This window comes from Amycolatopsis stemonae (genome assembly GCF_054781455.1).
In genome coordinates, this window is the sequence record NZ_BAAGUJ010000001.1 from 420,988 (window position 1) to 436,530 (window position 15,543).

The 15,543-nt window shown below is 71.6% G+C and carries 11 protein-coding genes; 4 read left to right on the forward strand and 7 right to left on the reverse strand.

What is annotated here, in order from left to right; genetic code table 11:
* Positions 1-358: 358 nt before the first annotated feature.
* The 3 genes from ACYVLJ_RS02160 to ACYVLJ_RS02170 form a co-directional block, all read right to left on the reverse strand.
* Positions 359-2,032, reverse strand: coding sequence for a hypothetical protein (locus ACYVLJ_RS02160; protein WP_460437565.1), 1,674 nt, complete (start codon positions 2,030-2,032; stop codon positions 359-361).
* A 128-nt stretch (positions 2,033-2,160) separates the two neighbouring features.
* Positions 2,161-3,531, reverse strand: coding sequence for a cystathionine beta-synthase (locus ACYVLJ_RS02165; RefSeq protein ID WP_460437566.1), 1,371 nt, complete (start codon positions 3,529-3,531; stop codon positions 2,161-2,163).
* A 347-nt stretch (positions 3,532-3,878) separates the two neighbouring features.
* Positions 3,879-4,808: a pentapeptide repeat-containing protein gene (locus tag ACYVLJ_RS02170; RefSeq protein WP_460437567.1), complete on the reverse strand. Its 930-nt coding sequence runs from the start codon at positions 4,806-4,808 to the stop codon at positions 3,879-3,881.
* A gap of 113 nt (positions 4,809-4,921) precedes the next feature.
* Here ACYVLJ_RS02170 and ACYVLJ_RS02175 point away from each other — a divergent pair, with 113 nt between their 5' ends.
* Positions 4,922-6,142, forward strand: a complete 1,221-nt coding sequence (locus ACYVLJ_RS02175) for an acetyl-CoA C-acetyltransferase (RefSeq protein ID WP_451968261.1) — start codon at positions 4,922-4,924, stop codon at positions 6,140-6,142.
* Between the two features lie 71 nt (positions 6,143-6,213).
* Here the strand turns inward: ACYVLJ_RS02175 and ACYVLJ_RS02180 are convergent, their stop codons facing one another.
* The 4 genes from ACYVLJ_RS02180 to ACYVLJ_RS02195 form a co-directional block, all read right to left on the reverse strand.
* Positions 6,214-7,749 carry an efflux MFS transporter permease gene (locus ACYVLJ_RS02180; RefSeq protein ID WP_460437568.1) on the reverse strand — a complete coding sequence of 512 codons (1,536 nt, stop codon included), beginning with the start codon at positions 7,747-7,749 and terminating at the stop codon, positions 6,214-6,216.
* A 66-nt stretch (positions 7,750-7,815) separates the two neighbouring features.
* Positions 7,816-9,084 carry a YeeE/YedE family protein gene (locus ACYVLJ_RS02185; protein ID WP_460437569.1) on the reverse strand — a complete coding sequence of 423 codons (1,269 nt, stop codon included), beginning with the start codon at positions 9,082-9,084 and terminating at the stop codon, positions 7,816-7,818.
* Positions 9,085-9,233: 149 nt separating this feature from the next.
* Positions 9,234-9,974, reverse strand: a complete 741-nt coding sequence (locus ACYVLJ_RS02190; protein WP_460437570.1) for an LppU/SCO3897 family protein — start codon at positions 9,972-9,974, stop codon at positions 9,234-9,236.
* A 155-nt stretch (positions 9,975-10,129) separates the two neighbouring features.
* Entirely contained in the window at positions 10,130-10,963 is an 834-nt protein-coding gene (locus ACYVLJ_RS02195) for a Bax inhibitor-1/YccA family protein (protein ID WP_451968267.1), read from the reverse strand.
* 320 nt (positions 10,964-11,283) lie between these two features.
* On the opposite strand from ACYVLJ_RS02195, the gene ACYVLJ_RS02200 reads away from it, so the two are divergent.
* From ACYVLJ_RS02200 to ACYVLJ_RS02210, 3 genes are all read left to right on the forward strand, one after another.
* Positions 11,284-12,744 carry an MSCRAMM family protein gene (locus ACYVLJ_RS02200; protein ID WP_460437571.1) on the forward strand — a complete coding sequence of 487 codons (1,461 nt, stop codon included), beginning with the start codon at positions 11,284-11,286 and terminating at the stop codon, positions 12,742-12,744.
* 5 nt (positions 12,745-12,749) lie between these two features.
* Positions 12,750-13,427, forward strand: coding sequence for a class F sortase (locus tag ACYVLJ_RS02205; RefSeq protein WP_460437572.1), 678 nt, complete (start codon positions 12,750-12,752; stop codon positions 13,425-13,427).
* 101 nt (positions 13,428-13,528) lie between these two features.
* A complete protein-coding gene (locus tag ACYVLJ_RS02210) occupies positions 13,529-15,523 on the forward strand; it encodes an SDR family oxidoreductase (RefSeq protein WP_451968273.1) in 1,995 nt (664 codons plus the stop codon).
* Positions 15,524-15,543: the final 20 nt, after the last annotated feature.

Genomic DNA, 15,543 nt, shown 5'->3' on the forward strand with positions numbered 1-15,543 from the left:
GCGAGGCCGAGCAGCGCCGCGAGAACCGCCGTTACTCCGGATGGCCGAGCCGATGAATACGAATGCGAATGCGACACCGGGTAATGCGGACCGGTCACAACTCCCCCATCGGGCAGAACACGGGACGACGGCGCTCACCCTAGTCCGGAAACGGGAGGTGGAACGGAAAAACAACGGAATTCGGCCGGACGGCGGAACCCAAGATCATTTTTGTGCGGTAGCGGCAGAAATCCTGTCACGCGATCACCGCGACCGCGCCAACCCGTTTTTGTCCTGTTCGGACAATTGCGAATTCGGCTATAAATGCAGCGTGCCCCGGAGCCGAATGGCTCCGGGGCACGAGAAGCGGTGTACTAGTTCACCATTGCTGCTGAGGTGGCTGACCGGGCTGGCCGAAGCCCCCGCTCGGCGGGCCCTGCTGGCCCGGCGGCGGGCCGTAGCCCTGCGGCGGCTGCCCCGGCTGCTGCGGGTAGCCCTGCGGCGGCTGGCCCGGCTGGCCGTACCCGCCCGGCTGGTGCGGCTGCGGCTGCGGCGGGAAACCACCGCTCGACGGCTGCGGGAACCCGCCGCTGGACGGGTTGGGCCCGCCCGGCTGGCCGTACCCCGGCGGCGGGCCGTAACCCTGCGGGGGCTGACCCGGCTGGCCGTAGCCACCCGGCTGACCCGGCTGGCCGTAGCCACCCGGCTGACCCGGCTGGCCCGGCTGGCCGTAGCCACCCTGCTGGCCCGGCTGACCGAACTCGCCCGGCTGACCGAAGCCGCCACCCGGCTGACCCGGCTGGCCGTAGCCCGGCGGCGGACCGGGCTGCCCCGGCTGGCCGAACCCGCCCGGCTGCTGCGGACCACCGAAGCCCGGAGGCGGGCCGCCGAAGCCCTGCGGCCCGGCCGGCGCGGCGGCGCCGCCGTCGAGACCGACGAACTTCGCGGTCGCCGGCAGGAGCCCGAGCACGCCGACGATCAGGATGAGCACGCCGAGGATCAACGGCGGGAGGCCGATGCCCGTGGCGTTCTCGATGTCGGCGCCGAGTCCCTTGAGCTGGTCGAGGAAAGCGGCGTTCGGGGTGGTCCCCACGAGGAGCAGCACCGAGAAGAGCGCGACCAGCGCACCGCTCGCGGCGACCGCGATCGGCAGGATCTTCTTCAGCGACGCGGGCAGTTTCCCGGCGAGCGCGAGGCCGGCGCCGGCCGCCAGCGCGACCAGGCTGAAGACCAGCAGCAGGATCACGTAGAACCACAGCGTGCCCGGCGAGGCGGTGCCCGCCTGGTCCAGGAACTTGTTGAGCGCGTCCTCGCTCGGCGCGCCCTCCAGCCCCTTCGCGTAGTCGCTGACGTCGCCGATGTAGACGAACGTGAAGATGAGCGCGACGAGGGCGAACACCGCGACGGCACCGCCGGCGATCAAGCCGAACATGCCGGGGCCGCCGCCTGAAGCCGGCGCACCGAACTGCGGCTGCTGCGGACCACCGAACCCGGGCTGCTGCGGTCCGCCGAAGCCGGGGCCGCCGAAGCCCTGCGGGGGCTGGCCCGGCTGGCCGTAGCCCGGGGGCGGGCCGGGCTGGCCGAACCCGCCCGGCTGACCGGGCTGGCCGTAGGCCCCCTGGTCGCCCGGCTGGCCGAAGCCGCCCGGCTGCTGGCCGAACGCCGCGGCCGGGTTGTCGGCCGCGCTCGGCGGCGGGGTGTACGGGATCGCCGGCGGCTGGGAGCCCGGCGGGACCAGCTGCGTGGAGTCCGCGACCGGGGCGTCGCCGCCGCCGACCGGGTTCACCATCTGGGTCGCGTTCGCGTCGACCGGCGGGACCACCTGGGTCGCGCCCGCCCCGCCGTCACCCGGCTGGACCGGCTGGACGACCTGGGTCGGCTCCGGCGTCTCACCGAACGGCGAGCCGCCCTGGTGCGGCTGGCCCGGCTGCACGACCTGCGTCGGTTCCGGGCTGCCGAACGGGTCGTCCTGCTGCGGCTGGGGGCCACTCGGCGGGCCTTGAGGTGGCTGGCCGCCACCCCACGGCTGGTTCGGTGGCTGCGGTGCACTCATGTGGGTCTTGAACCCCCTTGACGAGGACGCGAAAGTGTTCTATTCGCGTCCACGCTATCGGATCACCCGGCAGGTCGCTCGTAACGCCCCTGCCGGGTCCGCCGATTAAGACTTTTCTGGGCAGCCGTTCACCGGCCGGCCAGAAAGCCCAGGAGGTCGTGCCGGGTGACGACCCCGGCCGGCTTGCCGTCGACCAGCACGAGCGCGCCGTCCGCGCCCTCGAGCGCGGTCATCGCGGCACCCACCTGCTCGCCGCCGCCGATGGTCGGCAGCGGCGGGGACATGTGCCGGTCGAGCCGGTCGGCGAGCTGGGCCTTGCCGGTGAACAGCGCGTCGAGCAGGTCGCGCTCGTTGACCGCGCCGACGACCTCGGCGGCCATCACCGGCGGCTCGGCGCTGACCACCGGCATCTGGCTGACGCCGAACTCCGCGAGGATCGCGATGGCTTCGGCGACCGTCTCGTTCGGGTGCGAGTGCACGAGGGCGGGCAGGTGACCGCTCTTCTTCGTGAGGACGTCCGCGACCGTCGCGCCCGAGGAGTCGGGCGGCAGGAAGCCGTAGGAGGACATCCAGGTGTCGTTGAAGACCTTCGTCAGGTAGCCGCGGCCGCCGTCGGGCAGCAGCACGACCACGACGTCGTCCTCGGTGAGCCGCTCGGCGAGCTTCAGCGCGGCGGCGACGGCCATCCCGCAGGAACCGCCGACCAGCAGGCCTTCCTCGAGCGCGAGCCGCCGGGTGATCTGGAACGAGTCGGCGTCGGAGACCGGGATGATCTCGTCGGCGATGTTCCGGTCGTAGGTGTCCGGCCAGAAGTCCTCGCCGACGCCCTCCACCAGGTACGGCCGGCCGCTGCCGCCGGAGTAGACCGAGCCCTCCGGGTCCGCGCCGACCACCTGCACGCGGCCGTCGCTGACCTCCTTGAGGTACTTGCCGGTGCCGGAGATGGTGCCGCCGGTGCCGACGCCCGCGACGAAGTGCGTGATCTTGCCTTCGGTCTGCGTCCACAGCTCCGGGCCGGTGGAGAGGTAGTGGCTCTCGGGGTTCTGCGGGTTGGCGTACTGGTTGGGCTTCCAGGCGCCGTCGATCTCGCGGACCAGGCGGTCGGAGACGTTGTAGTAGGAGTCCGGGTGCTCGGGCGCGACCGCCGTCGGGCACACCACGACGCGGGCGCCGTACGCCTTGAGCACGTTGCGCTTGTCTTCGCTGACCTTGTCCGGGCAGACGAACACGCACTGGTAGCCCTTGCGCTGCGCGACCATGGCGAGACCGACCCCGGTGTTGCCGGACGTCGGTTCCACGATCGTGCCGCCGGGGCGCAGCTCGCCGGAGCGCTCGGCCGCCTCGATCATGCGCAGCGCGATGCGGTCCTTGACCGAGCCACCCGGGTTCAGGTACTCGACCTTGGCCAGCACGAGCGGCTTGAGCCCCTTGGTCAGTGAGTTCAGCTTGACCAGCGGGGTGTTGCCCACGAGGTCTGCGATGTGCTCTGCGTACTCCACGGCGCCAGCCTAAACGGCCGACCCGTGGCCCTGTCCACTCGTGGGCGCCGGCCCGGGTGGGTCTCCGGGTGCGCGCCGGCGATGCCGGGCCGCGAGCCGCGAGGTCGGACCGCCCGGCGAAGAACCCGAAGCGGCCACCAAGCCGCGCGTCCACGCCGGTTCCGGCCCGAGGGCCGCCGCACGCCGAGCCGTCATCCCGTCCCGGAGGTGCCACCCGGTGCCGGCCGTGCTCCGACACCCCGTCCGCAGGAGCGTGGTCATCGCCGTTCACCTCCCGGTCAGGAAGGGCGATCCCGTTCCTTGACGGGACGATCTCGCCGGCTCACAGGTTGCCCCCGTTCCGGAAGTCAGCCGGGTTCTTCGTGGACGAGGGCGGCCCACTCCGGCTCGTCCGGGATCGGTTCCGCGCGCCACCCCGGCGGCCAGCGGCGGCGCGGCCCGCGGTCGGCGCGGGTGAACGCACCGGTCAGGCGCACTTCCGTGCGGCGCCCGAAGTCGACGCCGCCCGCGAACCGCGCCCCCGCGAACGATTCCCCGGTGCCTTCGAAAACCACGGACCGGAAGTCCGCCGTCTCCCGGAACTCCGCGTTCTTGAAATCGGCCTTGCCGGTGAACGTCGTGTTCCGGAACGCCGTGGCGCCGGTGAACGTGACGTCGAGGAACACCGCCGAGCGCACCCGGCAGTGCGTGAACGTCAGCTTGACCAGCGTGGCGCCGACCAGGTCGAGGTCGATGTCCGGCCAGAAGGCCGGGTCCTCGCGACGCAGGTGCAGGATCAGGATCCGCTGGGCGGTCAGCCGCACCTGCAGCTCGCCGGGCGTCTCCGGCGACTCGTCGTCCGGGTCGAAGGGCATCCGAAGGTACGCGCACAGGACGTTGACGATGGTCTGCCGCTGCGGCTCGTAGTCCTGGGCCAGGCGTTCGAGCGCGTAGAGGCCGGCGAGGCGGACCGGGGCCTTGTCGCTGCCGAGCTGGTCGGCGGCCTTGCTGTACATCTCGGTGACGCGGCGCTCGGTCGCGTCGTGGTCCTTCTGGACGAGGTCGAGCTCCGCCGAGCGCTGCCGGCGGGCGGCGAGCAGCAGCGCGGCGGCGCCCCCGGCGCCGACGACGATGTTGGCCGCGGTCCTCAGCGCGTCGAGCCGGACGGAGTCCTCGGGCCGGCCGCTGCCGAGCAGGACCAGCAGCAGCGTGGCCGCCAGCGCGGCGGTCAGCAGCAGCCCGGCGCCCCACAGGAGGATCGTCCGGGTCTTCAGCACGCGCTCGACCTCGTTCGCCACAGAGGTCGATAGTGCCAGGAGTGGCGCAGATCGCGTTCGACTTTGCCGGCGGCGTCCGGCGCGGCACTATGGTGAGCGCACGCTTAGCTCGCCGATACGAGGATGTGTCCGCCATGCCCGAAGCCGTCATCGTCTCCACCGCTCGCTCGCCGATCGGCCGCGCCGGGAAGGGTTCGCTGGTCAGCATGCGGCCCGACGACCTGACCGTGCAGATGATCCAGGCGGCGCTGGCCAAGGTGCCGCAGCTCGACCCCGCCGACATCGACGACCTGATGCTGGGCTGCGGCCTGCCGGGCGGCGAGTCCGGGTTCAACATGGGCCGCGCGGTCGCCGTCGAGCTCGGCTACGACCACCTGCCCGGCTGCACCATCACCCGCTACTGCTCGTCGAGCCTGCAGACCACGCGGATGGCGTTCCACGCGATCAAGGCGGGCGAGGGCGACGTCTTCATCTCGGCCGGCGTCGAGACCGTGTCGCGGTTCGCCAAGGGCAGCTCGGACTCGTGGCCGGACACGCACAACCCCCTGTTCGCCGACGCCGAGAAGCGCACCGTCGCGACCGCCGAGTCGGGCACCGACAGCTGGACCGACCCCCGCGAAGACGGCCTGGTCCCCGATGTCTACATCGCGATGGGCCAGACCGCGGAGAACCTGGCGCGGCTGAAGGGCGTCACGCGCGAGGACATGGACGAGTTCGGCGTCCGCTCGCAGAACCTGGCCGAGAAGGCCATCGCGGACGGCTTCTGGGCCAAGGACATCACCCCGGTGACGCTCCCGGACGGCACGGTCGTCTCGAAGGACGACGGCCCGCGCGCGGGCGTGTCCCTCGAAGGCGTCTCCGGGCTGAAGCCGGTGTTCCGCCCGGACGGCCGCGTCACGGCGGGCAACTGCTGCCCGCTCAACGACGGCGCGGCCGCGGTGGTCGTCATGTCGGACGTGAAGGCGCGCGAGCTGGGCCTGACGCCGCTGGCGCGGATCGTCTCGACGGGCGTCACGGGCCTTTCGCCGGAGATCATGGGCTACGGCCCGGTGGAGGCGTCGAAGCAGGCGCTTTCGCGCGCGGGGCTGTCGATCGGCGACATCGACCTGGTGGAGATCAACGAGGCGTTCGCGGCGCAGGTGATCCCGTCGTACCGCGACCTGGGCATCGAGCTGGACCGCCTGAACGTCAACGGCGGCGCGATCGCGGTGGGCCACCCGTTCGGCATGACGGGCGCGCGCATCACCTCGACGCTGATCAACTCCCTGCAGCACCACGACAAGCAGTTCGGCCTGGAGACGATGTGCGTCGGCGGCGGCCAGGGCATGGCGATGATCCTGGAGCGCCTTTCCTGACCCCGGCCTCGTGAGTGGTCAGGGCGGTCGGAACCGCTCTGACCACTCACGACCAGCCGTGGCAGACCCCGCTAGTGGACCATCGCCGGCGGGGCGGCCACCTCGCCGTCTTCGGAGCCGGCCGGGGTGGCCGGTTTCGTCTTGGGCAGGAACAGCGCCGGGATCACGCACAGGACCACCAGGACCAGGGACCAGACGAACGTCGTCGAGAACGCGTCCGCTGCCAGCACCGTCGCCGCCGTGTGGGACTGGGGGTTCATGATCGCCGCCGTGGCCGCGAGCTGGCCCTGGGCCGTCGGGACGCCGAACTTGCCCGCCAGCAGCGCCGCCAGGACCGTGGCCATCGCCGCCGAGCCGATCGCGCCCGCCGTCTGCTGGACGATGTTCGTCGCCGTCGAGGCCCGGGCCATGTCCTTCGGCTGCAGCGTCTGCAGGGCCGACGTCGTGATCGGCATCATCGTGCAGCCCATGCCCAGGCCCATCACGAACAGCGCCGACAGCAGCGCCCAGTACGGCGTGGTCGCCGTGACCTGCGTCAGCACCGCCATCGAGCCTATGATCAGCACCAGGCCCGGCAGCACGATCTTGCGCGCGCCCACCTTGTCGGCCAGCCGGCCGGTGACCGGCATCATCAGCATCGCGCCGAAGCCCTGGGGCGCCAGCAGAAGCCCGGCGTGCAACGTCGTTTCGCCGCGCACCAACAGGAAGTACGTCGGCAGCAGCATCATCCCGCCGAGGAAGGCGACGAAGAACAGCGACATCGTCACCATCGCCACGGCGAACGACCGGTTCTTGAACAGCCGCAGGTCCACCAGCGGGTTCGCCACGCGCAACGCGCGCAGCACGAACGCGACCAGCAGCACCAGCCCGGCCAGCGCCGGCAGCCACACCTCGACGGCGCCGACCCCGCCCGCGGACGGGATCTTCGAGACGCCGAAGATCAGCGCCGCCAGCCCCGGCGACACCATCAGCATGCCCGCGAAGTCGAAGCGCGAAGCCGCCTCCGGCTCGTCCTTCGGCAGCACCCGCCACGCCAGCAGCAGCGTGACCACGCCGATCGGCACGTTGATGAAGAAGATCCAGCGCCAGCTCACCGCGTCGACCAGCCAGCCGCCGAGGATCGGGCCGCCGATCGGGCCGAGCAGCATCGGCACGCCCAGCACCGCCATCACGCGCCCGATCCGCTGCGGGCCCGCCGCGCGGGTCAGGATCGTCATGCCGCACGGCATCAGCATGCCGCCGCCGAAGCCCTGCAGGACGCGGAAGAGGATCAGCGTCTCGATGTTCCAGGCCGCGCCCGCGAGCAGCGAACCCGCCAGGAACAACACGATCGCGACCATGTAGAGCCGCTTGGTGCCGAACCTCTCGGACGCCCAGCCGGTGACCGGGATCACGGTGGCCAGCGCCAGCAGGTAGCCCGTGGCGACCCACTGGATGACGTCGAACGACGTCGAGAACTCGATCGTCAGCTTCTGCAGCGCGACGTTGACGACCGTGGTGTCGAGGATCGCCATGATGGCGCCCAGGACGACCACGGAAGCCACCTTGAGCACCCCGGCGTCGAGCGCGTCACCGTTCGGCGCCGAGCCGGTTCTTTGCGTAGTCATAAGGAGATTTCCCCCGGTTTCGTGGATTCGTCCGCGAGCGTACCGGGGGCCTCCGACAAAAACCGCTCAGCAGATGCTGTCCGTCGGCACCGGGTTCGCCAGCCCGAACAGCGGCCGCAGCTTCACTCCGATCCACGTGCCGCCGAGCGCGAACACGCCCCACAGCCAGCCGTGCAGGCTGCCGGTCGAGATGCCGCCGAGGTACGCGCCGATGTTGCAGCCACCGGCCATGCGCGCGCCGACGCCCATCATGATCCCGCCGAGGATCGCCGCGACGGCCGTGCGCCACGGGATCGAGCTGTGGATCTTCCAGGCGCCCGCGGCCGCGGCGGCCACCGCCGCGCCGATCATGATCCCGATGTCGGTGAGGCTGTTCTTGTCCTTCCAGATCGGGCCGGCCAGCGACGTCGCGTTCGCCTTCTGCCGCCAGAACTCCCACGTCTCCGGGTGCAGTCCGAACACCTGCAGGATCTTGGCTCCCCACAGGGAAAACGCGCTCGTGACGCCCCAGATCCCGCCGGACACCAGGAACACCGCGCCCGCGAGCACACCGAGCACGACCGCACCGGTGAGCATCGGCCACGAGCCGCGGAAGATCCGCGCGATGCCGCGCGCGGTCGGCACGGCGTCCACCGGCGGCGGCGTGCGACGGCGCTGCACCACGCGGGTGACGAGCACGATCCCGGCGAGCACGGCGATCGTGATCGCCCACGAGCCGAACCAGCCGACGTGGTCGGCCAGCAGCACGCCCTTCAGCTCCGGCCACCCGCTCAGCACCGGGTACGCCCAGGTGTAGAGCACGGACCCGGCGACGAACCCGCCCAGCGTCAGGACGATCGCCGACTGGCCGGACCCGACCGCGAACAACGTGCCGGACGCGCACGCGCCGCCGAGCTGCATGCCGATCGCGAAGAGCGTCGCGCCGACGAAGAGGGCGAGGCCGAGCGGGCTGGCCGCCGGGGCGGGCTTGCTGCCGAAGAGCCCGCTGCCGGTGCCGGCGATCAGCGCGATCAGCGTCGCGGCCGTGCCGAGCAGGACGGTGTGGGCCCGCAGGCCCTGGCCGTTGCCGACGGCGATCAGCTGCCGCCACGCGGACGTGAAGCCGAACCGCGAATGGAACAACGCGAGCCCGAGGCCCAGGCCGAGCAGGAGGAGGACGCCGAACTTGGCGCCGTAGGACGCCCACACGTACCAGGTCAGGCCCACCGCGAGGACGCCGGCGACGGCCAGCGGCACGACGCGGGCGGGCTCCTCCGGCCGCGGCACGGGCGCGGCGCAGGAGGTGGGGAAGTCGAGGAACTTCTTTTCCCCGGCGGGGGATTCGGTCGTCGCCACCGGAACTCCAGGCTAGGACGGGCAGGACGACTCAAATTAGGTCCGGTGATCGCTTCGGCGCAGCCCGTCGCACAGTGTGGGACGAACGGAGCAATCCGGGTACGCCGAAGGCCCCTCCGCGAGCGCGCGAAGGGGCCTTCGAACGGGGGTTATTCGTTGGTCTTGACGCACATCGTCGTCGCCGGCTCCGGGTAGATCGCGACGCGCGTGGCGTCCGTGCCCTCGCAAGCGCTTTCGCTCGCCTGACCGGTGGCGACCTTCACGATCTCCGCGTCCTTGGTGGGGTCGGCACACGGGACCTTCTGGTAGCCCTTGGTCTTCGAGCTGAAGTTCGCCAGGCAGTCGCCCTGCTTCGCGTTGATCATCAGGCACAGCTTGTACGAGCTGCGACCGCTCACCGAGTAGGTGTCGTAGCCGGAGTCGGCGCCGCCCGGGCAGGCCTGGCTCGAGCTGTCCAGCTTGACGCCGATCTTGACGTTGGCCTTCGGGTCGGCGCAGTCGGCCTTCGCCGGGTCGTCGCCGCCCTGGACGAACTCGGTGATCGAGAGGCAGTCGCCGACGGCCGAGCTGGCCGGCGAGTTGCTGAAGGACACGATGCCCACGACGATCGCCACGATCACGACGACGCCGATGATGCCGAACCGGATGATCGCGCCGGTCTTCGACTTCTTCGGCACCGGCGGCGGACCGTACTGGCCCGGCTGCCCGGGCGGGAACTGCCCCGGCGGCGGGCCGTACGGGCCGGGCTGGCCCTGCGGCGGGGTGCCCGGCGGCGGGCCGTACGGGCCCGGCTGGCCGAACTGCTGCGGCTGACCGCCCGGAGGCGGCCCGTACGGATCGGGCTGACCCACCGGCTGCTGGCCCCCGGGGGCCGGAGGGGGAACGCTCACTGTGAACCTCACACATGTGAAATGAAGAACCGACCGGCACATCAAACACGCAGGGTGAGCATGAACGGCGGCGGGGTCCCCAAATGCATGAATTACCCACAGAAAAGGCGCCCCGTTGGTTACGGAGCGCCTTCACTGCGGGACTGTGAGCCAGGTTACTCGCGGAGGTAGGACAGCAGCCGCAGGATCTCCAGGTACAGCCAGACGAGCGTCGTCATCAGGCCGAACGCGGTGTACCAGGCCCACTTCGACGGCATGCCCTCGCGGATCATCCGGTCCGCCTGGTCGAAGTCGAGCAGGAAGCTGAACGCCGCGATGCCGATGCACAGGATGCTGAAGGCGATGGCGAGCGGGCTGCCGTCGCGCAGCGGGTTGAACCCGAAGGCGAACGAGCTGATCAGGTTGAACAGCATCAGGATCGCGACGCCGAAGACGGCCCCGACGATCCACTTGGTCAGCTTCGGCGTCACCTTGACCGCGCCGGTCTTGTAGACCACCAGCATGCCGACGAAGACACCGACGGTGCCGATGATCGCCTGCAGCGCGATGCCCGGGTAGACGACCTCGAACACGCCGCTGAGCGCGCCGAGGAAGAGCCCTTCGGCCGCCGAGTACACGAGCGTCAGCGGGCCGCTCGGCTTCCGCTTGAAGATGATCACCAGCGAGATGACGAGCCCGACGAGCAGGCCGCCGATCATCGCGCCGATCAGGGCGCCGGAGAGCCGGCCGGTCTCGGCCAGCGTGTTCTGGGCCCAGATCGCGGTGATGATGCCGACGACGAGCGCGACGGCGAGGCTCATGCCCGTCTTGATGACGACGTCGTCCACGGTCATCGGGCGGTCGCCCTCGCCGGAGGTGACCTGGCCGGGTCCGTACCCGGGCACGCCGCCCTGGGTCTGGTTGAAGCCCACCGGGGGGCCGTACTGGCCGTATGTCTGCGTTCCGCCGTGCGGCAGGTTGCGGAACGCCGGGTTGCTACTGGAACGCACCTGATCCTCCTGGATCTGCTGCTTCGTGGATCGACGCTGCATGGGGTTCAACGACCGCCGGAGCCGGGCGGTTCCCGTCGAGTAAAGACGACTTTACTCGACGGCGGGCCACTGGCCTCGGTGGACACGGTATGCGACGGAGATCACGACCGTTCGGCGACCGCCACCCGAAGGGCGGTAGACGGTCCGGGCCCGCTCGGGCCACGCTCACCAGGCGTGCACGATCGTTCACCGAACGCGTGCCGGGGAGTTGATCAATCGCGTGACCTGCGGAGACGGACCGTCGTCGCCGCACGTCCCGACGGAGGGGCCTGCACACCATGGGGTGGTCGACACATCCGCGCGCGGTTCGCCGCGTGCTCACCGGACTGATCGCCACGGTCCTGCTGGGCCTGCTCTCCGTGACGGCCGGCGCCCCCGCGGCGTCCGCCGGCGTCCAGGAGGGGATCGGCAACCGGGCCGGCGGCCAGCAGGGCACGGACAAGAAGGTCTGGCTCGGGTCCTACGTCGTCGGCGGGCAGCAGGTCTTCTGCGTGAGCTTCCTGCTGCGGGCCCCCGACACCGGCGAGGTCTACAAGCCCGGCGACGAGCTGCTGACGAAGTGGGGCACCAAGCTGCCCGCCGACCAGGCGGCGAACATCTCCTACCTGCTCCTGCGCTACGGCGACACCAAGAACCCGGACGAGGCGACCGCGCTCGCGCACCTGCTGCACTCGTGGACCGCGGCGCCGCGCACGCCGGCGGACCTGAACCCGGACCTGCCCGTCGACAAGATCGCCTACGACGCGCCCGGGCACCTCGCGTACCTGCGCGAGAACCTCGCCGGCGCCGCGAGCGCGGTCGACCGGCTGAAGGCCGAAGCGGAGGCCAACCGCGGCCCGTGGACCGCGTCGATGACCACGCCGAAGGGCGACCAGCACCTCGGCGAGCCCGCCGAGTGGACCGTCACGGTCAAGAACGCCGGGGGCAAGGGCGTCCCGGACGTCCCGGTGAAGCTGACGGCGACCGCCGCGACGCTCGGCGAAGCGGAAACCGCGGGCAGCGCGGGCAACCCGAGCCCGCAGGGCGCCGCGAAGGACGTCACCCTCAAGACGGGCGCCGACGGCACGGTGAAGGTGAAGCTGACCCCGGCCGGTGACCAGCCGAAGCTGGTGGCGTCGCTGGCCGCGCCCGCCGACCGGCCGTACGTGCGGGTGCCGGTGAACACCGGCGTCCAGCGGGTCGTCTCCACCGGCGGTGAAAAGGAACTGACCGCGCAGGGTGTCGTCAACGTCGCGAAGCCGGGCAAGGTCCAGGTGACCAAGACCGACGCGAACACCGGCAAGGGCGTCGGCGGCGCCGTCCTGCGGGTCACCGGCAAGGACAGGACCTCGCCCGCGCTCGGCCAGGACGGCAAGCCGCTCACCGGCGCCGACGGGAAGCCCGCGGTCGTCACCACCGACGGCGCGACCGGCGGCGTGACGGTCGAGAACCTGCGCGCGCCGCAGGAGATCTGCGTCGTCGAGGCCGGGCCGCCGCCGGGGTACACGAACGCCTACGACCCGCAGAACCCGCCTTCGGCGTGCGGCACGGTCAAGCCGGGCGAGACGCTCGCGCTGACCGTGGTGAACAAGCCGAACGAAGTGCCGCGCGCGATCCCGGCCGGCGACCGGCCGGTCGCGCAGGCGCGGGGCGCGGTCGAGACGAGCTACTCGGTGCCGGGCCTGGCCGGGCTCGGCCTGCTGGTGCTGCTGGGCGCCGGGCTGGTCGGCTTCGCCGCGCGGCGGGCGTCGCGGAGGTAACCGGCGTGGCAGGCAAGGGCCGGCTCGCCGCCGGCTTCGCACTCGGCGCGGCGACGGTGCTCGCCGTCCAGTTCGGCGCGTCCGTGGCCGGCTCGCCGCCGGTGAGCGTGGTGGCCGGGACGGCGCTGCCCGCCGCGCTCTCTGCACCATCGCCTTCGCCCGCCCCGCCGCCGGTGACCCCCGCGGCCCCGGCGGCGCAGACGCCGACGTCGGTCCCGCCGGCGCCGCCTCCGCCTCCGCCGCCGCAGGGGCGGGGCACCGTCCGGCTGCCCGCGGGCGGGACGGCCACGCTGGTGCGCAAGGACCTCGGCCCCGGCGGCGAGCTGCCCATCCCCGCCGACCTCGGTCAGGCCACGTGGTGGGGCGCCAGGCTCGACGCGGCGGGCGGCGCGAGCGTCTTCGCCGGGCACGTCAACTGGCGGGGCGCGACCGGGCCGTTCGCCGAGCTCTGGACCATGGACATCGGCGGCCTGGTGACCATTGTGGACAGTGCGGGCCGGACCTGGCGCTACCGGGTTTCCCAGCTGCTCACGGTGCACAAGGACGACCTGGCCGCCCGGGCCGACGACCTGTTCGGCCAGTCCGGCCCGCACCGGGTGGTCCTGGTGACGTGCGGCGGCCGCTGGGTCGGCGGCGCGGAGGGCTACGAGGAGAACCGCGTCGTCGTCGCGGACCCAGCCTAAGTTACCGGTGAGTAACTTCACGTCCCGCCACGGTGGTCAGTGACGCCCGCATGCAGCACAATGCCCAGGGTCAGGCAGCGGCGGTGAGAGGTGTGAAGACGATGGCGACGTTCTTGGTGACCGGGGCGACCGGACTGATCGGGCGCCAGTTCACCCGGCTGCTGCTCTCCCGGCCCGACGCCGACCGCGTCGCGCTGCTGGTGCGCGCATCGAGCCGGGCCAAGCTGGCCGCGCTGGTCGACCAGTGGCCGCACTCCGACCGCGTCACGCTGGTCACCGGGGACCTCGGCGAGCCGCTGCTCGGGGTGTCCGAAGCGGACCGCGAGGAGCTGCGCGGCCACGTCGACCACGTCGTGCACCTCGCCGCGCTCTACGACCTCACCGCCGACGACGAGGAAAGCATCAAGGCCAATGTGGACGGCACGCGCAGCGTCGTCGACCTCGCCGCGGACCTGCGCGCCGGCTGCCTGCACCACGTCTCTTCCGTGGCCGTCGCGGGCGACCACGAAGGCGTCTTCACCGAGGAGATGTTCGACGCCGGGCAGCGGCTCGTCACGCCGTACCACCGGACGAAGTTCGAGGCCGAGAAGATCGTCCGCGAACAGGACCGGGTGCCGTGGCGGGTGTACCGGCCCGCCGTCGTCGTCGGGAACTCCGAGACCGGCGAGATGGACAAGGTCGACGGCCCCTACTACCTCTTCCCCGCGATCAGCAGGCTCGCCGGGCTGCCGGACGTGCTGCCGATCGTCGGCCCGGACCTCGGCGACACCAACATCGTGCCGGTCGACTACGTCGCCAAGGCGCTGCTGGAGCTGGTGGTCAAGCCCGGGCTCGACGGCCGCGCGTTCCACCTGGTCAACCCCGAGCCGCAGCCGGTCGTCTCGGTCTACAACGCCTTCGCGAAGGCCGCGGGCGCGCCGACGATCACCGCGCAGCTCGGCGAAGGCCTCTCGAAGCGGATCGTCGGGCTGGTCAAGCTGACCGAGCACATCCCGGGCGTCACCATCGCGCGCGACGCCGTGCTCGAGCGCTTCGGCATCCCGCCGGTGCTGCTGGAGACGATGGCGTTCCCGTCGGTGTTCTCCTCGGCCGAGACGCGCAAGGCGCTCGCGGGCAACGTCGAGGTCCCGCGGCTGGAGGAGTACGCGCCGGCGCTGTGGCGCTACTGGCGCGAGCACCTCGACCCGTTCCGCGCGCGCAAGCACGGCCCCCGCGGCGAGCTGGACGGCCGCCGCGTGATCATCACCGGCGCGTCTTCGGGCATCGGCCGGGCGACGGCGCTGAAGGTCGCGGCCGCCGGCGGTGTCCCGCTGCTCGTGGCGCGCCGCCAGCACGAGCTCGAAGAGGTCCGCGACGAGATCGTCGCCGCCGGCGGCACCGCGTCGGTGTACCCGGCCGACCTGACCGACGAGGACTCGGTGCACAAGGCCGTCGACGCGATGCTGGCCGAGCACGGCCGGATCGACATGCTGGTCAACAACGCCGGCCGGTCGATCCGCCGGTCGATCCGGCTGTCGTACGACCGGATGCACGACTACGAGCGCGCGATGGCGATCAACTACTTCGGCGCGGTCCGGCTGATCCTCGCCGTGCTGCCGCACATGTCGGAGCGGAAGTTCGGGCACATCGTGAACGTGTCGTCGATCGGCGTCCAGGGCATCGCGCCGCGCTTCTCGGCGTACGCGGCGTCGAAGGCCGCGCTGGACTACTTCTCGCGCATCGCGGCGACCGAGACGCACGGCGACGGGATCACCTTCACCACGATCCACATGCCGCTGGTGCGCACGCCGATGATCCGCCCGACGAAGATCTACGACGCCTTCCCGACGAAGTCGCCGGAGCAGGCCGCGGACATGGTGCTGAAGGCGCTCGTCGAGCGGCCCAAGCACATCGGCACGCCCGCCGGGCAGGCGATCGGGCTGGCCTACACGCTCACGCCGGGCCTCACGGACGCGATCGCGTACCAGGGGTTCCGGATCTTCCCGGACTCGGCCGCGGCGGGCGGTTCGGGCGGGCTCAAGATCGGACGTGGCGAGAAACACCTCTCGCGCGCGGCGATGGCGTTGGCCCGGCTTTCGCGCGGCTTCCATTGGTGACCCTGCCGTTGGTGACTCTG